This is a genomic window from Rhizobium sp. BK376, from assembly GCF_004341625.1.
GTDB lineage: Bacteria > Pseudomonadota > Alphaproteobacteria > Rhizobiales > Rhizobiaceae > Rhizobium.
In genome coordinates, this window is the sequence record NZ_SLZG01000033.1 from 24,696 (window position 1) to 44,687 (window position 19,992).

Genomic DNA, 19,992 nt, shown 5'->3' on the forward strand with positions numbered 1-19,992 from the left:
AACCTGCCACAATCGCGCCGATCGAATGGCGGCAAGGAAAGAAAATGCGCTCGTCCAAAATCATACATGTGGTTACGTGCCATGCCGAAGGCGAGGTCGGCGATGTGATCGTTGGCGGCGTCGCGCCTCCTCCAGGCGATACGATCTGGGAACAGTCGCGCTGGATCGCCGCCGATAAAACCTTGAGGAACTTCGTGCTCAACGAGCCGCGGGGAGGGGTCTTCCGCCACGTCAATCTTTTGGTCCCGCCGAAGAACCCGAAAGCCCAGATGGGCTGGATCATCATGGAACCGGAGGACACTCCGCCGATGTCCGGATCGAATTCGATCTGCGTTTCGACGGTGCTACTCGATAGCGGAATCATTGCGATGACGGAACCGGTGACGAGGATGGTTCTGGAAGCTCCCGCCGGGCTGGTCGAGGTCGAAGCCGAATGCCGGAATGGCAAGGCAGAGCGGATCACCGTCACCAACGTCAAGAGCTTTGCTCAGAAGCTCGATGCCAGCCTTGACGTGCCTGATATCGGAACTTTGAAAGTGGACACCGCCTATGGTGGCGACAGTTTCGTGGTGGTCGATCCGGAACAGGTCGGGATAGACCTCATCCCCGAGAACGCGCGTCTGATCGCCGAAACCGGGATCAAGATCACCAATGCTGCAAACCGGCAGCTCGGCTTTTCTCATCCGGAAGATACAGGCTGGAACCATATTTCCTTCTGCCTTTTACCGGGCAAGCCCTACCATGAAGGTGGCGAGTTGACTGCCAAGTCGGTCGTCGCCATTCAGCCCGGGAAGATCGACCGCTCGCCGACGGGCACCGCCGTATCGGCTCGCATGGCTATTCTGAACGCCCGTGGCGAACTGAAGGAAGGCGAAAGCCTGACCGGCATTTCGATCATCGGCACGAAGTTTGTCGGCAAAATCGTCAAGGAAACGACCATCGCCGACCAGAAGGCTATCGTTCCGTCGATCACCGGCCGGGCCTGGATCAGCGGGACATCGCAACTGATGCTCGATCCGTCCGATCCTTTCCCCGGCGGCTATAAGCTTTCGGACACCTGGCCGAAGCACACGTAGTCGGGTCGACGAGGGGATAATCCCTGGCCGCATGACCTTCTCCCAAACCGTTGGCCGGGCCTAGCGCGACGTCAAAATGAAACCGCGCGCTGGCGCTGCACTTTCCATCGGTGCACTGCACCCTAGCTCATGTTCCTATGAAGGACTTCTTCGTTGAGCTGGAAGAACGCATCACGTGGTTGCCGGAATGGGCGATCAGCTTGGTGCTCATCGTCTGCGCGATTGCCATAGGGTTTGTCGCGCATCGGATCTTTTACAATGTGCTGGCACGGGTCGTGGCCGAGTGGGACCTGTTCTGGCGCTCGCTCGTGGCGCGCACCAAGCGACCGGCCCGCTTCGCCATCGTTCTCGCCGCGCTTGCCTTTGCCGTTTCGGTTTCACCGCTGACCGATCTCCAGGCTTCCATAGTGCGTCATGTGTTGGTGATTTGCTTCATCGCGGCACTTGCCTGGATGACAAAGACCGCAAAGCATATCTGGATGACGGTCTATCTGAGGCGGTTCAAGCTGGACGCCGAAGACAATCTTCTGGCGCGCAAGCATGTAACGCAGTCGCGCATCATGGAACGGATCGTCGATCTCCTGATCATTACGATCGCGCTGGCGGCGATGCTGATGACGTTCGACGAAGTCCGCCAATATGGGGTCAGTCTGCTCGCTTCCGCCGGCGCTGCTGGCATCGTCGTCGGCCTGGCGCTGCAGCCGGTCCTGAAAAACCTGTTTGCGGGTATACAGCTAGCAATCACCCAGCCGATCCGCATCGATGATGCGCTGCTAGTCGAAGGCGAATGGGGGAACGTCGAGGAGATCACGTCGACCTACGTCGTCGTGAAGCTCTGGGACTGGAGGCGTCTGGTTCTGCCGCTCAGCTATTTCATCGAGAATCCGTTTCAGAACTGGACCAGGGAAAGCTCCGCTCTCATCGGAACGGTCATGATCTACCTGGACTACAGCATTCCCGTGGAAGCGGTCCGCAGGAAGGTCGAGGAAATCGTCAATGCCTCTCCTCGATGGGACCGGCGCGTCGTCAACGTCGCGGTGACCGATTTCAAGGATAGCGTCATGGAAATCCGTATCCTGGCGTCTTCCTTCAATTCCGGCAAAACCTTCGACCTGCGCTGCGAGATCCGCGAAAAACTGATCGACTTCATCCAGCGTGAATATCCCCATGCTCTGCCTCGCCTGCGTGCCGAGGTAGATCGTCGCGGCGCCGAGGTAGCCCGCGCCGCTGAATGATGTGCGCATTGCGCATGACATTCGGATGGTCTTCGGCAAGCCAGCGCAACAGCATGTCGAGCCTGCCCCGGCCTATGCTTCGGCCTTCAGCGCGTGTTTCACCCGCAATATTGCCATGCACACGGCACCGATGACGATAGGAATCGACACCAGCATCACCAGCGGGCTGATATGATATCCCGCATGATCGGCGGTCTCGAACACGACTTTCAGCAGGTTCAGCAGGTAATAGCTGATCGCGATGATCGAAAAACCTTCGACGGCACGCTGTATCTTCACTTGCGTTGCCGCCCGTTCGGCCATCGCTTGAATCTGGATCGCGTTCTGGTGCTCGATCTCGACCTGTATGCGGGTCTGGAGCAAATTGATCAGATGGCTCGTCGCTTGAGATAGTTGATCAAGGCGGAGCGCCGTCGCCTCGCAGGTTCGAACAGCGGGCTTGAATCTCCTGTCGACGAAAGTTCCGAAGCGCTGAAACCCGGGAACATGTGTCTCGCGCAGCAAGGCGATCCGTTCATCGACGATCTTGGCATAGGCCGCCGTTGCGCCAAACCGATTGCGGGTCTCGGCCGCAGCCGAGATGATCTGGGAGGCGAGAAGCGTAATGTCCGCCAGGAGTTGCTTGTGTCCATCCGGCGGTATGACGAGGTTTCGGTTGGTCAGCTCTACGAGTGTTTCGTCATAGGTGCGGATAAGTGGAGCAAGCCGGTGGGCTTCCGGCAGGCCGAGCAAAGCCATCGATCGATAGGTTTCGATCTCGAAAATGCGCCGGACCATTCTTCCCAATCGATGTGCGTTCAGGTCCCTGTTGAATAACAGAATTCGACTTGAGCGGTCGGAGCGCACGCGGAAATCCGAGCAAACCACGGCCGAACCGCCCCCTATCGTGGACGCGGCGGAGTCGCCAAAGTCGAACGAGGCAAGGACCGGACCCAACCTCGTGGGGGCATCACCCATGACAAGGATCCCCACCCGGCAGACGAAGCTCGGTGCAGCGATCCCGGTCAAGGCGGCAACATCGTCCTCCGACAGTCGCGATGTCGGCCATGCCCCGGCTTCACCATCCAGCTTTCGCAGGCAGGTGACGGTTAGGAATTCGGTGTGTCGTTCAACGCGAATTGAGAGATCGCCATCGTTCGAGCGGGAGTCGTGAAAACCATGATGGAAATTGGCTGCGGCTTTCTCCGGCATGACCGCAATATGCTCGACGAAGGCCGGACCATCGAAGTAAATCGAAGGGCGCGCGTGAAGCTCCGCGTTAAAATCCAACGGCATTTAGACAACATCCCCCACGATGCGATTCCTGCCAAACTACGGAAAGCAAAGTGGCAAGGAAAGCGAATACTGCTCAACGAATTGGCGCGGGCGGGGGCCAGCTAGCCGTGAAAGCCGGGGAGGGGTGGCTGCAACGAATTGCAGTGCTAACGCGGCTAGCTAATCGTTTAATCAAAGGATTTCTGTCGAAAACACAATCCCCCAATTCTGGCCCCTGATTTTCGGCCGTTGCCGATCGCGCCGTTATGACCAGACGCCTGCCAACAGGTTGCCAACCAGAGGCACGCTCTTCTCGTTTCCGTATTGATCGCGAACGGAGATCGCCGTCTTCATCTGCTTCGGTGAAGTCCGAAACCAGTTCGTCGCTACGGTGGCGAGGTCACCGATCATCGGGTTCTTGCGCCAGGCTGCAAAGCGCTCGGCCATGGCGTCCGGCTCGGCGTTGTAAAAGAAATCCCCGGACCGACCAAGATCGTTGATCGACGAGGCCATTGATGACAGCGGCCGCTGGAACATTTTTGAAGGAAGCCTCAGGTCCGGCGCGCTTTTGGGGAAGGCTGGTGCCATGAAATCGATCGCCCATCCGTCGGCCTCGACCCAGCAATGGAAATTCTCGCCCGCCCCGGTGACGTAACCATCTTCGCGATGATCGGCAAAGAGTATGCGCTTTCCGCCCAGATTATATGCCGCGAGCCCGCCTCTCGGCTTCGCCTCGATCTTGAAGTGATGTCCGAGAATGAATGCGCCGAATGTCGAGAAATACATCGATGCAGTCGCGGGATTGGCGTTCTCGTTGATCAGCAGGCTGTTGATGACACGATATATCCGATGATAGTCGCTCTGCTTGATCAGCATGTTGGTATCCTTGGGGGCTCGATTTCGGCCCTGCCTAAGCCACAGCGCCATGGATGTAAACGTCAGGCGATCGCGGCGCGTTGAATCTCGGTGGGATGCCGGATGGCGGCGAGACCATTGCCTGTCAGCGGGAATTGCAAACTCGCAGCACCTTGGATATTGGACCGCCCTCTGCCGTCCGTCTCAAAACACGGGTGAATTCTAGAATCCGGCTGCTGCTCTACCGGCGGCCGGCCAAATTATTATGTGTGTGTATGATCAGCGCAAGAAAACGCAAATTCCTTGAACAACAATATCGACAGATGCTCACTTCCGGTCATCCGGTCGACCCGCGTTGGCGGGAAAGCTTCGACGCATTTGAAGAGGATATGGATCCTTTCACCCCGAATTCGGGATCCAGGCGCCGCCTGGGACGGCGAAATAGCAGAATAGGCTTTGTACCCGGCAACGTGGAATGGCACTGGGAGTCTCGAGACATCAGTCCGCAAGAGAATTTCTAATCGCCGGATCCCGCTCGAAACGGCGAAAGAGGCCGTTCAGATGACCTCTTTTGCCGCCCCGACCGTCGATGAGGCTATGTCCCGGCAACTGCCTGCATGTCGGCAACATCGATCCCGTGGGTATCGAACCACCATTGCGGGCTCATGCGGAGATATTTGCTCCGAAGGCGCAGATACTTGGATCGCAATCGTTCCTGCCGCTCGACTTCCTGGTCAAAATAGGGATGGTCCAGCGTTCCGCCCATCACGTGGATGCGGCGAAGGAGCTTTCGCAACACGTATCCTTGCTCCTTGTTTCCCGGGTGGTAGCCGCTTTCCACTGTCGTCATGACGGTTTCGCGCAGCGTGGCAAGGGCGTCGGCGGGCGGCGTGCCATTCAGGATCATGTCGAGGCGTTCAGCACCGAAGCCGACGTCGATGCAGGTCCCAAGCGGATTGACGATGTTCCCGATCTCGATGCCGTCCTTGTAGAACTCGGTGCAATATCCGCTGATGCTGCCGTCGCTCCAGGTGCATTTGTCATCTGGGACGATGGGGACGCGACTACAATAGAGCCCGCTCCATTCTTCCAAACGGTCCGGATGGATCGTGACATGGTCAGGCACGAGGCCAAGGCTTCCTAGAAACTCAAGCCAGAAGTCGATGGCGTTACCAACAGTCATTTCCCTGAACGAGAAAAGCCCGAGCATGGTGAAGTGGAGGAAGTGCGTTCCGTCGCCGATATCGTCGAGGTCACCCATGCGCAGGCAGGCCTGGCTGTTGGCGACGGTTCCACTATGGGAGGGATCGGAGAAGAGGGATTTGTACTGCTGCATCCCGGCGCTGCAGAAGAGCGTGGTGTTATCGTGCGGCCGTACGGATTGTATGCGTGTGAAATCAATGCCTTTGGAAAGGCAGAAATCTTGGTATTCCTGGATCAGGCGTCCCGCGATGACATAGGCAACCTCCTTTGCTGTCTGTGTGCCTTAGGGAAATATAGTGGCTGGACTCTAAACCGCAATCGGGCGCAGTCGCGTCGGCGTTTCTAGCCTCGCGATCGATCTGGAGGCCCTGCGGTCAGCTAAATCACCTGCTGCCGATCGCGCGGGGTTCGATCATGATCGCGTCAATGCCTGCGGCCTCTTCTTCAAAGAACGTGCGCGGGCCTTTGCCCAATTTGTAGTCCATCCAACGATGCTCATAGCAAAACCACTGGGTTCCGGCAGGGTGCACGTCGTAGCCATGTGCGCCCCATTTGCTGCATCCGGGATATTCGCAAAAATGGTCGGTATGAACGGCCGAGCCCTCAGCCTCGCGTGCCTCGTCGGACATCGAAGTCTCCCTTCAGGAATCGCTTACAACAGGCTGAAGGGTAGGGGGCTTTAGGTTAATCAAAGATATCCATCGCCACATTGATATGCTGAAAGTGAAGACAGAGACCTCCGCCAGGCCGCAATCAGGTCAATGAGGTAGTTTCAGCAGGGGCAGCCGGCGAAGCTGAATGCGCCCACCATGACGCTCGCGACGACAAGAATGCCTGAAACATCGACCTGACGTTGATCGATTGTAGAGCAAACGTAAATATGCAAAAGCTGATGTTCGGCCAAATCGCGCTGGGGCCAGTGTAAGCCTCGGCACTATCCCAACCTTCGGATCAAGCAATGACAGCGACGACTCCCAGCGCGACCGGACCTGCGGACGCTCAAATCTCTTCACGTCCCAGGGTCTATCTTTCGGTCTTGGCTGCACTGGGCCTATCGCATCTCTGCAATGACACGATCCAATCGTTGATCCCGGCGGTCTATCCGATCCTGAAAACCGAATTCGCACTCGACTTCGTCCAGATCGGTGTCATTACCCTTGTCTTTCAGATTGCCGGAGCTTTGTTTCAGCCCGCGATCGGTCTTTACACTGATCGACGTCCGATGCCTTATTCCGCCGTTTTTGGAATGGCGTTCACGCTCGCTGGTCTTGTGAGCCTCGCCTATGCGTCGTCCTACGTGTCGATCCTCGCTTCGGTCACTTTGGTTGGCGTCGGGTCATCCATTTTCCATCCCGAGGCGACGCGCGCGGCGCGATACGCCTCCGGTGGAAGGCAGGGCTTGGCACAGGGGATTTTCCAGGTGGGCGGACAGGTCGGCGGCGCTCTCGGTCCGCTGTGTGCTGCGATCTTCATCGTCTCAAACGGGCGGCACAGCCTGGTCTTCTTCACGGCGATGGTTCTGCTGGCGATGATGCTGCTAACCTGGAGTGCGCGGCAATATTGGTCGATCCAGTCGCAGTTCGAGGCCCGCAGCAAGAATGGTCGGCATGCTCGATCCGAGTACCCGCGAAAGACGGTTATCATTGGCCTCGCAGTACTGACGCTTTTGATGACGTCAAAGCTGTCCTACCTGGAAAGCTTCCGCTCTTTCTATACGTTCTATCTCATCGACCGCTTCGGGGTGTCGGTCCCGACGTCGCAAATCATGCTGTTCGTGTTCTTCATTTCGTCGGCCGCCGGAGTTCTTCTGGGTGGCATTGTCGGCGATAGGATCGGTCGTTACCGAATAATCTGGATTTCGGTGCTCGGGCCGCTGCCCTTCACGCTGCTGCTGCCCTATGCAGACCTGTTCTGGACGGGCGTTCTCACTGTGGTGATCAATCTGATCATGGCAAGCGCGTTCGCATCGATCATGATCTATGCCATGGACCTGGTCCCCAAGAGGATCGGCCTGATCGGCGGCATGTTCTACGGCCTCAATTTCGCTATCGGTGGCGTGGCTGCCGCTTTTCTGGGAGGCCTGTCCGACAGCATCGGGATCGAGAGCGTCTATAAAATTTGCTCCGTTTTTCCGATCGCGGGACTGCTCGCCATTCTGTTGCCTAGGCTCGAAGCGACCCGATAACCACTGCAACCGGATGGCGCCCTCTCGGATCACGCTTCAGGGCAGGGGCACCGAAGGAGAGAGATGTCGGTGCTCCTCTGCATGGAGCGGGAGGGTGATCCCCTATATCCGGTGTGATCTCACTCATGAAGCGCTGTTGAATTTTAGTTAGTACTGAAATAACTATTCTCGGCGGGAGTTTGCTCGTCAGGAGGATGAAGTCATGTCGCATTCGAAGGACAATCGCCACGTCCACACACCCGGCCCCAAGGACCATAGCGTCTCCGATCATTGCCGGAGGTTGGGCATCTCGCCGGATGAGGAGCGCAAGCTTCGCAAGTTGCTCGGCAGCCACGCGCCTCTCCATGAGATACATGCGAACCACACGTCGAAGCAGCCGAAGTTTCGCTAGCGGCGTTCGATTCAGCTGCGGCCGATGATCTTTCTTAAAAGGGATCGGCCCCTGCCTGCCGCGCGCGAAGTATGGACGGCGGTCGCCCTCCATGTCTGTCTCTCACCTTTGTGATCCAGCGTATGTCAAATGCAATTGCGACGTCGCACGATAGGCATATGGTTTTTTCCATGCATGAACGCTCATGCGAGGAGAGTGCGATGTTTCAGGCATTCGACAGCCGCGGCGGGCAGCCGCTTGGACCGGAAGAGTTCTCCATGGTCCAGTCTCTCATCAGGGACTATTGCCGTGAACGGATGGTCGATCCATCAGGCGGAGAAGCAAAGGAAGCCGCTCGCGAGCTTCTGACCTGGTTTCAGATCGGCGTCACGGATCAGCACCGACTGAGAGAACTTCTGAACAGCAGAAATTGATTGCATCCGAAAGCTGGTCGACATCGCCCGTCGTTTCCCTGGGCGGCGACCTCCGAAGAGGCTGTTTTCTAATAAAGCACGTGTTCGATCCGGACGACATGCTGCTCGGGCGCCTCATTGCCCGGCTCTTCCGCCGCTGCGATCTCGGCGACCGTCAATCCGGTCGTGATTGCAAGTTCTTCAAGGGTATAGCCTCTGGCCAGGCGTGCTTGCCGACGACGCGAAGCAGCCGTGGTCAATTTCGTAGAGAATTGATCCATTTGAATCTCCGAATGGGGATATCGGACCTGGCGAAAACCGGGTCTTATTTCAGGGGGGTATTTCGAACTGCGGCAAGCCGTAGCTTGCGGAGCCGTTCATTCTTCTCCTCGCGGAGACGGCGTTCTTCTTGAACGGCGTCAACCGCGACCTTGTTGGTGTGTTCGAATGCTGCCGCGCGCTCCTGCACGGTCAGAGTCTTTCTGAGCCTGCTTACCATGACGACCATCTTTTAGGATTGCCTGATATGTGGGAGAGTGCACGAGCAACTTCAATATCGTGAGGCATGCATGTGCTGCAGAGGAGCTGCCCACCCATCGGAGTAGCGTTATGGCTCAGTTCATCGAACCGACCGGCCCCAAGCCGTTTTCAACGCTGTCTGTGAACCAGCGCGACCAGGTGCTGTTGGAAATCAGCAGAAGCCTGCACTTTACCGCGCTTGCATCGCGGGCTGCAAAAGATCGGCGATGGAAAAGCCTGGAGTCGCTTGGCGACAGGATCGACCGCGAGCACGAGACGATCGCCGCGGACTATTCGGATCGATCGTCGAAGCTGGTGTACCAAGCGTTGGACCTTCTAGCCAAATGACGAGCGGCAGCTGAAAGTTGACCGGCCGCATCGTCACAGGACGTGGGCGAAGGCTACAAATCCGACAGCACCCCAGCCGGCGGCGATTAAGATAGCAATACCGATCAGGCCCTTCTTCATCGAAACGTCCCCGACAAGAAAAATGTCCAAGCAAGACGGTTGTCGTTGCGGCGGCGACTTAAGCACGAAAGCGATGTGGCGTCGCGTGACAGCAAGCGTGACATGGGCTGATGCAATCCGGAATGAGCGATGTCCGCTACTCGCGGAATGTCAAGGCGCGGTCAATCGCGCGACGACTTCGAGTTTAGGCTGGCGTCAGCCAGTATCCGCTTGCATAAGACGGCAAAATTGACAGTATCGCCGACGTGTTTTCACCACGAACTTTGGGGACAAACTTGCGAGTAGATGTACGCGACAACAATGTCGAGCAGGCCATTCGTGTTCTGAAGAAGAAAATGCAGCGCGAGGGTCTCATCCGCGAAATGCGTGAGCGCGAACATTACGAAAAGCCATCCGAGAAGCGGGCGCGCCAGAAGGCAGAGTCCGTGCGTCGCGCCCGGAAGGCGATGCGGAAGCAAATGGAGCGCGAGGGATTGATTGCGAAGCCGAAGAGACCAAGCAAATCCAGGCGGTAGGCCAGGGATGGAGCTGGCGCGGCGATGATCGATGAAATCCACTGGTATTCGCCATTTGCAATGGAGCCAAGAGAATCTGGACGTTTATTAGCTGTCATTGATCGGTTACACAGGCGCCTTCCAAGGCGAAAGGATCAAGATGTCTGAACGTTCGCGCTCGCTGGAGTCGACGAGGCATTGCATAGCGGACCGAAAACCCAAAGGGACCGCAATCTACCTGGCGGTCGCAGTTCTCGCGGTCATTGCCGGCTTGACCTCCAGGGGTCACGTCGCCGCTGAGCCGCCCGAACCGCATATTTCAAAGCTGGTTCAATAAGTCGACAGGTTCCGCAGGCAATCCGCATCTGGCGTCCTCGATCTCGGATGGCCAAATGGTTGTGTCGTTACCCCGCGGCAAGCTCTCCGAGGTGCTGACGGACCCAATTCGCCTCCTGCGATGCAGTCCGGCGGAAGAGGCGTTTGAAATCACGGCTGAACTGGGCAGGGCTGACATAACCAACGGACAGAGCAACCTCTGCTATGGTCCTGTCCTGGCGCGCCATCATCAATCGTGCTTCGTGAAGTCGCATGGCCTTGACGTATTGCATCGGGCTGCTGCCTGTCAGCGCCTTGAAATGCGCGTGAAAGGACGGAACGCTCATGCCCGCTTCATTGGCCAGCGCAGCAACCGAGATCTCTAAGCAATAGGTCTCGCGCAGCCGGGCGAGGCTTTGCACGATTTTCCCCGACGTGCCCCTCTGCTGCAATGCGGAAATCATCGCGGCGCCCTGCGGGCCGACGAGAACCCGATAATGCAATTCGTGCAAAATGCCCGCGCCCAACAAGGCAGCCTCGACCGGATCGGCGAGCGCTTTTAGCAGGCGTAGCACGACGTCCTCGATCGCGGGCGCCATTCTACTGGACATCAGACTTTTAGCCTTGGCGGCCGACGGTCCCGGATTGCGCACCTGGACTTTTGAGGCGATCTCGGCAGCCAACGTCATATCGAACTCGACATAGACCGCAAGCAGGGGGCGCTCCGCACTGGCAACGGATTCCATGCGGAATGGAACAGGCACCGACACCGCCAGATAATGCTCCTCGTCGTAGAGATAGACTTCGCCTTCCAGCATGCCCTGCTTGCGGCCCTGCAGTACGAAGACCGCTCCCGGCCTATAGAGCACAGGAACATCATGAAGCACCGCGCTGGTCCTGAGGATGCGGACGCCATGAAGCCCTGTCGGATTGTATCCCTGATGTGGCGCAAGGCGCCCGGCCAGCTCCACCAGCTCCTGGCGCTTCGTATAATTGCTTTCCATATTCATAGAAATTGGCAAGCCTTTGATAGTTTTTGCAATCGATGCATCCGTATTCCAAGATTATTAGTCAAGGCCCAACCAATCAAGAAGAGAAGTCAAACATGTCTCACAAGACCTTCTTCATTACCGGCGCCAATTCGGGCTTCGGTCTTGCCATCGCTTCCGCAGCAAGCAACCAGGGCCACACGGTCGTGGGCACCGTCCGCTCCGAGGCATCGCGGACAAGCCTTGCGGAACGGCTTCCGGCGGTCCATTCCGTCCTCTGCGATGTTACCGAATTCGACCGGATACCCGACGTTGTCGACCAGGTAGAGAACGACCACGGACCTGTCCATGTTCTGATCAACAATGCCGGCTATGGCCACGAAGGGATCCTTGAAGAGTCATCGCTCGAAGAGATGCGGCGCCAGTTCGACGTGAATGTCTTCGGAGCCGTTGCGGTCGCCAAGGCCTTCCTGCCGCGCTTCCGGGAGCGGCGTCGCGGCTTCATCGTGAATGTCACATCAATGGGTGGGATGATCACCATGCCCGGCATTGCCTACTATTGCGGCAGCAAGTTTGCGCTGCAGGGCATTTCGGAAGTCATGCGATCGGAGATGGCACCATTTGGCGTGCATGTCTCCGCGCTCTGCCCCGGCTCCTTCCGAACGGATTGGGCCGGCCGCTCGATGATCCGCACGGAGAGGTCCATTGCGGATTACGATACGCTGTTCGATCCAATCCGGCGCACCCGCCAGGAAAAGAGCGGCAAGCAGCTCGGTGACCCTGAGAAGCTAGCGTCAGTTGTTTTGAATCTGATAGATTCTGACAATCCTCCACCGCAGCTTTTACTCGGAAGCGATGCGCTGCAGCACGTCTCGGACCGTATAGACCGCCTCAAGCAGGAGATCGAGGCGTGGAAATCTGTGACCATCTCGACTGACGGCTGACTGCGTAAAGTGCTTCGACCAGTGCGATTGGCAGCCGCGCCATGATCCCCAAACCCGATCGGGCCAATCGTGTTCGGGACGGGGCGTTGGAGCCCTTCAGCCGTGACATGCTGGCTCAGAATTGCTGATCGGCTGGGCGCTTCCAGCCTGAGGTGTTCCAAAGGCCCTTTCGCCGTTCTCGTCGTCCAGCTTCAGTGGGCGTGCACATAGAGGTCGCTTGCACACCCGCTCGCTCTTTAAAGTGAACCGGCAGAGGCTTAATTGGAAGCGCCTGCCTGCCACGATTACTTTGTTGCGTGAGCTTCCGTAGAGATATCGACGCTGAGTTCATCGCCGATATAGGGAAGATAGGTCTCGATACCGAAATCCGAGCGCTTGAATGTCGCCGTGGCATCAAAGCCTACCGCATCGTACTTGGTCATCGGATGGACGCCGGCCTTGTTGAGCGTGACGTTGAGGGTCACCGGCTTGCTGACGCCGCGAATGGTCAGGGCCATGCGACCGCCCGTGGTCGTTTATGCCTCAGGGGCAGCGAGGTACCGCTGCGCCGGCGCGTTCAAGGAAATCTTGGGGATCAGGTTCCGTCGTTCTCTACACGGCAAAGACACACGTTACCGGCGGGCGCGAACATGGGGTGGCATAGCCAATTGTCAGCATGCCGACAAACGTGACGAATGCGAAGATATCCACAGCGCGTTGGCGCACCAAAACGGGCCTCCATTTGATGGGGCTTTATCGGCTTTGCCCATAGGGGTAGACCTTTCAGAGAGTTCGTTTGACACTCAAGCGTCGGACGGACTGAGGCCACGGCCATCAGTATCGTCGTCGCAGCGTTGCCCGCTATCGCATGTAAGAGAGCATCTCGCGAGCCTCGCTGAGCGCTTGTTCTTGCGTCTTGAATTTTCGACTAGGGAGGCTTCGGTGCTCCGTGAGATGAATGATGTAAAACCATCGACCGAACCAGGTTCGCCGGGTTTCGATCCGATATCGCAAGACATCGTTGGCAGAAGGCGTTGTCGAGCTGTCGTCGAGTGCCCCGACTGCGCGGCGGAGGTGAACGTCGGGCGCTCCATAGACCGTCATTGTGTAAACTCCCTCATCCCCTCGATGACAACAGTCGCGCAAAATTCGAGATAGGCGTCCTTTTCCGACGCAAACGGTGCGTCCCACCGCGTCAGACGCCCGTTCGTATCGATGACCTCCAGCCACCAATGGTCGGTGCCGGCGATTTGAAAAATCTCCACGCGCACCGACAACCCCTCGTGTGTCTCATAGCCGGAAAGGCTCGACATTTTGATATCAGGCTCCTCGACCATCGTTGTTTCGGTCAGATACGCGCTGCAGTATCGCGGTGTCCCCGAGACGTTGCGATTTCGGCCGGTGAGGATGAAAGCGGGTGAGAAAAATGCAACAAGATAAGCGGTACTTCTCGTTGTTGCCGTTTTGAAGAGGGGGCTAGGAGGGTGGACTTCATGGATGCTTTCGACACTTCGCGACGAGCTAGGGTGACGGTTTCCACTCGAAGTGTACGTCGTCAATCCCAAAGAGAATGACCGGGCAAGTTGATCTATTTTTTCTGCGCGAATAGGATGATTTGCCCTGTTAAGTGGACAATGGACTCATGTCTTCGACGCCTCGCCATATGTTTCTCCAACTCGATCGGAACAACACGAGCCCCGCTGAGCGGCTCGCCTTATGGCAAGACCTGATGAGCGCTGCAGGCAAGGTACATATTCCCGACCCGGAAACGTTCACCGGCTACTTCACCTCCCTCGCTCTTGGTGATTTACGCACTATGCGAGTGCGATCCGGCGAGTTTCGTTACGTGCGCGACAGGCAGATGGCACGCAACGTCAGCCGAGATCACGTCATGATCAATTTGACCGAGAGCGGTCGAATTGCCGGAGAGGTTGCCGGTCGCAGGGTCATGGCGGGTGCAGGAGCGGTCGTGATCTCGCGACTGGCTTCGCCGATGGATGTGATTCTGCAAGAAGAAGCCGAGTGGTTGGCATTGATTATTCCTCGGGCCATACTCGACAAATACATGGCTTGGTCGCCGAGGTTCGACGCTCGCGTGCTCCAGCCCGAATCAACTCAGGCGATTCTGATAGGTGGGCTCCTGCGGTCGCTCGATAGGCTGTCGGAATCAGTTTCACCGCGGGAGACCACGTGTGCGGCACGTGCGAGCCTTGTGTTTCTGGCTACGTGCCTCGGCGGGGCGACCCCGGCGCTCCCGAGAGTCGAAACAACGGAAGATCTCGTTCGATCGATACGACGCTATATGGCGCAACGGCTGGCCGATCCGGACCTTGGCCCTGACCTCATTTGTCGCGAGTTCGCCATGTCGCGTTCGAAGCTTTATCGGGTCATGGGCGACACCACGAATATCGCAAGCGTCATCAAACGAACACGACTGCGCGCAGTTCGCAGCGACATCCTTTCAGGCAAACACGCATCACGATCGCTAGCCGACATTGCGAAGGGGCGGGGTCTGACAGATGAACGAAACTTCCGACGCTCGTTCGTAAGCGAGTTTGGCTATCCTCCATCCGCCTTGCGCAAACAGGTGGGTGCGAATGGCAACTCACGGCACGCCGAGCTGGAAGCAGGTGGTTCCGATCTCGAACGTTGGTTCCAGGGATTGGATGACCACGATTAGTCGAAGTTGGACGAGGCGTCTGCGCCAACCCGAGAGCATCGACATATCGTGCGGGTAATGCTTTGGAAATGGCAACGTTGCCTGACAATCCCGTCTCCTTTCGGCTAGGACCTAAAGGGTTACCATGAGCCGCTGTGCGTTCGGGGCCTGCCAGCAGTAACCGAGTACCGAGAGGATGGATTTCGGAGAGGCAACCGCAAAGTTGATCCCGCCTGCTGCCGCGTAATCGAGCCCACAGGCGTTCAACGTCCGGAGCACATTCTAGATCCGCTCGGCATCAGGCACTTCGAGAAGGGATCAAGTCGGAAGTGCATCATCAATCTCCAGTCTGTTCGGTCGCGGTAATGATCCGGCGCCTCCAAGGCTGGTCGATGAGTGTTGTTGGCGCTTTTCGAGATGTCTCAAAATGAAATATGTTGCTCCGGCCGCACTGTGCGGTGCTGGCGCATCGTTGCTGGCGCGAACGGTGCAGGTGTGCGAGGCTGTCTCCGCGCCAAGCGGGGAGGGGCACATGTCCGAATTCAACATCGGCTTTCTGATTTTTCCAGGCATCACACAGCTTGATTTCACTGGTCCCTTTGAAGTTCTGAGCAGGCTTGGCACGCCTCCGTCGCTTTCAGCGACGAGCAAGTCTTCGCATGCAAGGACCCACGTTGTCGCGAAGACTATGCAGCCTGTATCCAGTGATCGTGGTCTTGGCTTCCTGCCCACTTGCACGTTCCAGAATTGTCCACCGCTTGATCTAATCTGTGTTCCCGGCGGAGCGGGTGTGGTGGACGCCTTGGCGGATTTGGAGACAGTCGATTTCATTCGTCGGCAAGGCAGCCAAGCTAGCTATATCACCGCGGTGTGCGTCGGTTCGTTCCTTCTAGGTGCTGCCGGGTTGTTGAAGGGACGTCGGGCGACGACGCATTGGGCCTATGCCGACCTTCTCCCTCTGACTGGTGCGGTCCGCGAAAAAGCACGTGTCGTACGGGACGGCAACGTTTTCACCTCCGGCGGCGTCACGGCTGGTATTGATTTCGCATTCAGCATTGTGGCCGAACTTGCCGGGCAGGACGTCGCTCAGGCCATTCAGCTCGGGATCGAATACGATCCATCACCTCCCTTCGAGGCCGGCCATCCTGACAAAGCATCGGATGCGGCCATTTCGCTGATGGTTCAGAGAAACGAAAATGCCCGCGCCGGGATCAAGAGGGCACTTGAGGCTTTGACCAATGAGCGCAAAAGCTAGGCACCAACGGCGATCCACGTGGTGGAAAGAGATTGAGTGGGCAAGGCCGCGGATTTGACTGAGGTTGCATATGATCGGCGAGAAGCAGCGTTCGGGATGCTCATGGGAAAACGAATGGGAAACGCTGGATCGCTTTGCTTTTGGCGACGAACCAGTTCTTGCTGATCGGTTACTCGATCTCGTTTTACGCGGTATGAAGACCGCGACGTGCTGGTCTGTCGAGGAAGGAAAGCAGACGGAAGTCGGTTGCCGATCTGTTGTCTGTGATGGCAGCGATCGTCCCAGAGCCGTGTTGGAGACAATCTCGATTGAGCAAATGGCGTTTGATCAGGTCAACCAAGACTTTGCAGCACGGGAAGGAGAGGGAGATTTAAGCCTCGGCAATTGGCGGACCTCGCACCGCGAGTATTTCGAGCGGGCAGGAGTCTATCGCCCTGGCATGTTGCTGTGGTGCGAAACATTTCGGTTGATCTCGATAATCGAAACGCCGCCCTATTCCGCTGATGTCGGCTGAGTGCCGAGGCGCTTCGCACCAATCAGACTGCTCTAGTGGACCTAACCTGTGGTTTGCTGAGTTGTTAAACTAGCAAAGCTCTTTAACATCCGTGTGGCAGGTATTCGGGGGCATCGATGAGACTTACCAGAAAGCAGTTTGGTCTCGGAATGATCGCTGCCGGGATGGGGGCGGGAATGAGTGTAAGAACGACCACTGCCGAAGCCCAGGGGGTTGCTCGGCAATCAACCAACCTGCCAACAACCCCCTTAGCGCCTCATCAAACGAGCTATTTCTTCAAGAACTCCGCCTTCGAGTTCGTGCTTCTGACCAGCCTCGGGCGCGCCTATCACCAGGGCGGAAACGTCGGCAAGGTGCTCTATCTCATCAAGCAAATCGAGGACGGCAACTTCGAGAGCGCGTACCAGGCTATGATCGCGGCGGGAGATGAAGCCCGCGCCTTGGCCGAGGATTCGGAAAAAGGGGGACATGTCGAAAGCGCCCGGCAAGCGTATCTTTGGGCGCAGAACTACTATGACAGCGCCACCTATTTCGCGGACGGCACAGGCGATCCGACACGTATCACGACTGCATGGCACTTGATGGACGATTGCTGGCTAACGTCGATCTCTCTTTTCGATCCGCCGATCGAACAGGTTAGTATTCCATATGAAGGCATCGCTCTGCGCGGGTTCTATTTTCGTGGAAAGAGCAGCCGCGAGAAGCGCCCGCTGCTGATCCTTGTCAATGGAAGCGATGGCTCCGCTCTCGACATGTGGATGCTTGGAGCGGCCGGAGCGACAGTCCGGGGCTACGACTGCCTGACTTTCGATGGGCCTGGGCAAGGCTACGCGCTGTGGAAGCAGGGCTTGAGCTTCCGGCCGGATTGGGAACATGTCCTCACCCCAGTCGTCGACTTTGCGCTCAGCCGTGACGGCGTCGATCCGAAGAGGATCGCTGTTCAGGGCATCAGCCAGGGTGGATACTGGGTGCCGCGCGCGGTCGCTTTTGAAAAAAGGATCGCAGCCGCCATCGCTGATCCGGGCGTCATCGACGTTTCCGCTTCATGGACTGCCACTTTGCCGCCGCCGATGATGGAACTCCTGAAGGCTGGGCGCAAGGATGAGTTCGATGGCTACATGAACAGGATGCTGGACCCGGCGACCAAGAATTCCCTGGCCTTCCGCATGCGGCCCTATGGGTCGACATCGTACTTCGACGTTTTCAAAGCGACGATGGAATATGATCTCACTGAGGTGATCGGAAAGATTGAATGCCCGATGCTGATCACCGAGCCAGCTAACGAGGCGTTCTGGCCCGGGCAGTCGCGTCGGCTCTACGATCTCCTGACTTGCCCCAAGACACTGGTCCCATTCTCGGCATCCGATGGGGCGGATCTACACTGCGAGCCAGCAGGATACGGGCTGAGAGACCTGCGTGTGTTTAACTGGCTAGACGAGACCCTAGCGTGACACACTCTCGTAATGGATCAGTTCCTTTAGGGCGCGCTTCAGCACCCTCCGCTGTTGACGCGATATTGCCGGAATAGTCTTTATGTTTTGCTCTGCGCGAGTATGTCAATTCGTTCACAGAATTCGGTCTTTGCGTGGGAATACGAAAGGGTGTCCGATACAAAGCGCTTCGCCAGTTCGCGTTTTAACACTTCGTAAGCGCGCGCCTCGTCCGGATGCGATCTGAGGTAGTTCCTAAAACGCAGATGCCTTTCGATGTCCGGGTGGCTCTCTACCCACATGTGAACATGATGGGTACGTGGATTGCCCTTTCGGTAATAGTGGCGTCCAGGAATGCCTCCATCGGCGCGATACTCATAGCCCAATTCCTGCATTGCCTCGGCGCAGGCACGGCCGCATTCATCATCCTCAAGCGCGACGAGAATGTCGATGATTGGCTTAGCGGCGATACCCGCAATGGACGTACTGCCGATATGGTGGATTGCCTTGAACCATAGCTGATTCACTCTCTCCATAGCGACTCGTTCCGCTTGAAACAGAGCGGCCCAGTTCGCGTCATGCGGAGCGAGAACTATCGGAGATTTCACTTACATCAGATAACCAGCATGCGTGAAAATTTTGCGACATTGCGTTAGCTTAGCTGCTTTGGAGCCCTGACCGCTTTTAGTGCCGAAAGCGGTCAGGAATGGAGGCGAAAGGTGATGCAGACAGTGAGCTTTGATAGTTCTATTCGCCTGTACACCGAACACCTCGTGCTGCGTGCAACGGCCCCAGCCGATGTCGAACGCGCGATTGAGATCAGATCCAATCACGAGGTCGCCCGCAATCTCGCGTCGGCAACAATCCCGCCTGACATCGCGAAAATGACCAACTGGTTCGCGGGTCACGCCGAGGAGTGGCGCACGGGATCCGCCTATCGGCTGGCTATTATTCTTGATGGCCATTTGATCGGCATCTGTGACGTCTTCGACGTATCCGAACGACAGGGCGAAATCGGCTATTGGCTCGATGAAGAAGTATGGGGACGCGGGTTTGGCCAGGGGGCTGCAGAGCGGCTAGTCCGGTTCGCTGTCGGATGTCGGCCTGACCTCTTTGCGAGCTGGGTGTGCGGACGACAACGTCGCTTCGGCGGCGATCCTTACGCGCCTCAGCTTCACCCGCCTGGAGGATGTTCGGATTTTTTCGAGATCCAGGGGTGAGGAGATCATCCAGCGACGTTTTCGACTTGCTGTCTGACCGCCGTGGCCGTTCTTCTCAAGCTCTTGTGGTGCCGTTGCCCTGCGGCGACGACTTGAGCAGTCTTTCTGCACAGTGCCAGCAAAGCTGCCGTGCGTGCAATTTGCGCGCAGTTGGACGATGGAGCTTAAGGACCGCAACATTCGGGTCAATGTGATCAGTCCGGGAGCGATTGATACACCGTTCACGCAGCCGGCACCATCGGGGCCCCGCCCGTGCCGTTACGTGCCAAGCACCGCAGGAATGGAAGGATGCCACGGCCACCATGGTGCCGTTGGGCGTTTCGGGCGCCCTGGGGAGATCGCGACGGCGGCGCTCTTCCTGGCGTCCGAGGACTCCAGCTTCATAACGGGCGTCGATCTTTGCGTCGACGGTGAGCTAACGTAGGTTTGATCAGAGTTGTCGGTTGCGAATGGCCACTGAAGGCAATATGTGCGAAAGATGGCGCCTGGAGTTCCTGTGGCAGCGGAACATCGGTTACCGCTAAGAGCCTGACCGAAAAAGAGTTGAGTGATTTCAGTAGGATGTGATTCCGTCGGATTTGTTCAAGATTCGAAGGAGTTCACGATGGCCTGGAC

22 protein-coding genes are annotated in these 19,992 nt (G+C 57.3%); 13 read left to right on the plus strand and 9 right to left on the minus strand.

Translation table 11 applies throughout. The features are described 5' to 3' along the window. Positions 1-44: 44 nt before the first annotated feature. Together EV561_RS33045 and EV561_RS33050 are read left to right on the plus strand one after the other, a co-directional pair. Positions 45-1,076: a proline racemase family protein gene (locus EV561_RS33045; protein WP_132528120.1), complete on the plus strand. Its 1,032-nt coding sequence runs from the start codon at positions 45-47 to the stop codon at positions 1,074-1,076. Between the two features lie 137 nt (positions 1,077-1,213). Further along, entirely contained in the window at positions 1,214-2,311 is a 1,098-nt protein-coding gene (locus tag EV561_RS33050; protein ID WP_132528121.1) for a mechanosensitive ion channel domain-containing protein, read from the plus strand. Positions 2,312-2,383: 72 nt separating this feature from the next. Here the strand turns inward: EV561_RS33050 and EV561_RS33055 are convergent, their stop codons facing one another. From EV561_RS33055 to EV561_RS33070, 4 genes are all read right to left on the minus strand, one after another. Continuing rightward, positions 2,384-3,586 (minus strand): DUF3422 domain-containing protein, encoded by a 1,203-nt coding sequence (locus EV561_RS33055; protein ID WP_132528122.1) that lies wholly within the window; start codon positions 3,584-3,586, stop codon positions 2,384-2,386. A 243-nt stretch (positions 3,587-3,829) separates the two neighbouring features. Beyond that, positions 3,830-4,441: a DUF2026 family protein gene (locus EV561_RS33060; RefSeq protein ID WP_132528123.1), complete on the minus strand. Its 612-nt coding sequence runs from the start codon at positions 4,439-4,441 to the stop codon at positions 3,830-3,832. Positions 4,442-5,015: 574 nt separating this feature from the next. Next, positions 5,016-5,873, minus strand: coding sequence for an alanine--tRNA ligase-related protein (locus EV561_RS33065; RefSeq protein WP_132528124.1), 858 nt, complete (start codon positions 5,871-5,873; stop codon positions 5,016-5,018). Positions 5,874-6,006: 133 nt separating this feature from the next. Continuing rightward, positions 6,007-6,252 (minus strand): hypothetical protein, encoded by a 246-nt coding sequence (locus tag EV561_RS33070; protein ID WP_132528125.1) that lies wholly within the window; start codon positions 6,250-6,252, stop codon positions 6,007-6,009. Positions 6,253-6,581: 329 nt separating this feature from the next. Here EV561_RS33070 and EV561_RS33075 point away from each other — a divergent pair, with 329 nt between their 5' ends. From EV561_RS33075 to EV561_RS33085, 3 genes are all read left to right on the plus strand, one after another. After that, positions 6,582-7,808, plus strand: coding sequence for an MFS transporter (locus EV561_RS33075; RefSeq protein ID WP_132528126.1), 1,227 nt, complete (start codon positions 6,582-6,584; stop codon positions 7,806-7,808). A 202-nt stretch (positions 7,809-8,010) separates the two neighbouring features. Then, on the plus strand, positions 8,011-8,199 hold the full coding sequence (locus EV561_RS33080) for a hypothetical protein (protein WP_132528127.1): 189 nt from the start codon (positions 8,011-8,013) through the stop codon (positions 8,197-8,199). A gap of 200 nt (positions 8,200-8,399) precedes the next feature. After that, a complete protein-coding gene (locus tag EV561_RS33085; protein ID WP_132528128.1) occupies positions 8,400-8,612 on the plus strand; it encodes an acetyltransferase in 213 nt (70 codons plus the stop codon). A 68-nt stretch (positions 8,613-8,680) separates the two neighbouring features. On the opposite strand, the gene EV561_RS33090 is transcribed toward EV561_RS33085, so the two are convergent. Then, the gene (locus EV561_RS33090) at positions 8,681-8,872 is read right to left on the minus strand and encodes a helix-turn-helix transcriptional regulator (RefSeq protein WP_132528129.1); all 192 of its coding nucleotides are present in this window, start codon (positions 8,870-8,872) and stop codon (positions 8,681-8,683) included. Between the two features lie 328 nt (positions 8,873-9,200). Here EV561_RS33090 and EV561_RS33100 point away from each other — a divergent pair, with 328 nt between their 5' ends. Both EV561_RS33100 and rpsU read left to right on the plus strand, forming a co-directional pair. Then, positions 9,201-9,458, plus strand: coding sequence for a hypothetical protein (locus EV561_RS33100; RefSeq protein ID WP_132528131.1), 258 nt, complete (start codon positions 9,201-9,203; stop codon positions 9,456-9,458). A 395-nt stretch (positions 9,459-9,853) separates the two neighbouring features. Continuing rightward, on the plus strand, positions 9,854-10,093 hold the full coding sequence (gene rpsU, locus EV561_RS33105; protein WP_132528132.1) for a 30S ribosomal protein S21: 240 nt from the start codon (positions 9,854-9,856) through the stop codon (positions 10,091-10,093). A gap of 383 nt (positions 10,094-10,476) precedes the next feature. Here rpsU and EV561_RS33110 read toward each other — a convergent pair whose 3' ends face one another. Next, on the minus strand, positions 10,477-11,397 hold the full coding sequence (locus EV561_RS33110) for an AraC family transcriptional regulator (protein ID WP_132528133.1): 921 nt from the start codon (positions 11,395-11,397) through the stop codon (positions 10,477-10,479). Between the two features lie 95 nt (positions 11,398-11,492). Between EV561_RS33110 and EV561_RS33115 the strand changes: the two genes are divergently transcribed. Beyond that, positions 11,493-12,320: an oxidoreductase gene (locus tag EV561_RS33115; RefSeq protein ID WP_132528134.1), complete on the plus strand. Its 828-nt coding sequence runs from the start codon at positions 11,493-11,495 to the stop codon at positions 12,318-12,320. A 284-nt stretch (positions 12,321-12,604) separates the two neighbouring features. On the opposite strand, the gene EV561_RS33120 is transcribed toward EV561_RS33115, so the two are convergent. Continuing rightward, positions 12,605-12,817, minus strand: coding sequence for a YceI family protein (locus tag EV561_RS33120; RefSeq protein ID WP_132528135.1), 213 nt, complete (start codon positions 12,815-12,817; stop codon positions 12,605-12,607). Between the two features lie 582 nt (positions 12,818-13,399). Further along, positions 13,400-13,612, minus strand: a complete 213-nt coding sequence (locus tag EV561_RS33125; protein WP_132528136.1) for a hypothetical protein — start codon at positions 13,610-13,612, stop codon at positions 13,400-13,402. A 329-nt stretch (positions 13,613-13,941) separates the two neighbouring features. Here EV561_RS33125 and EV561_RS33130 point away from each other — a divergent pair, with 329 nt between their 5' ends. The 4 genes from EV561_RS33130 to EV561_RS33145 all read left to right on the plus strand — a co-directional run bounded on the left by EV561_RS33130 (position 13,942) and on the right by EV561_RS33145 (position 18,178). Continuing rightward, entirely contained in the window at positions 13,942-14,979 is a 1,038-nt protein-coding gene (locus EV561_RS33130; RefSeq protein WP_132528137.1) for a helix-turn-helix domain-containing protein, read from the plus strand. Positions 14,980-15,490: 511 nt separating this feature from the next. Next, entirely contained in the window at positions 15,491-16,213 is a 723-nt protein-coding gene (locus tag EV561_RS33135) for a DJ-1/PfpI family protein (RefSeq protein WP_132528138.1), read from the plus strand. A 70-nt stretch (positions 16,214-16,283) separates the two neighbouring features. Then, positions 16,284-16,727, plus strand: coding sequence for an ASCH domain-containing protein (locus EV561_RS33140; RefSeq protein WP_132528139.1), 444 nt, complete (start codon positions 16,284-16,286; stop codon positions 16,725-16,727). 116 nt (positions 16,728-16,843) lie between these two features. Then, complete coding sequence (locus EV561_RS33145) at positions 16,844-18,178, plus strand: prolyl oligopeptidase family serine peptidase (protein ID WP_132528140.1); 1,335 nt, start codon at positions 16,844-16,846, stop codon at positions 18,176-18,178. An 80-nt stretch (positions 18,179-18,258) separates the two neighbouring features. Here EV561_RS33145 and EV561_RS33150 read toward each other — a convergent pair whose 3' ends face one another. After that, a complete protein-coding gene (locus EV561_RS33150) occupies positions 18,259-18,765 on the minus strand; it encodes a GrpB family protein (protein WP_132528141.1) in 507 nt (168 codons plus the stop codon). A 114-nt stretch (positions 18,766-18,879) separates the two neighbouring features. Between EV561_RS33150 and EV561_RS33155 the strand changes: the two genes are divergently transcribed. Further along, positions 18,880-19,377 carry a GNAT family N-acetyltransferase gene (locus tag EV561_RS33155; protein ID WP_245513156.1) on the plus strand — a complete coding sequence of 166 codons (498 nt, stop codon included), beginning with the start codon at positions 18,880-18,882 and terminating at the stop codon, positions 19,375-19,377. Positions 19,378-19,992: the final 615 nt, after the last annotated feature.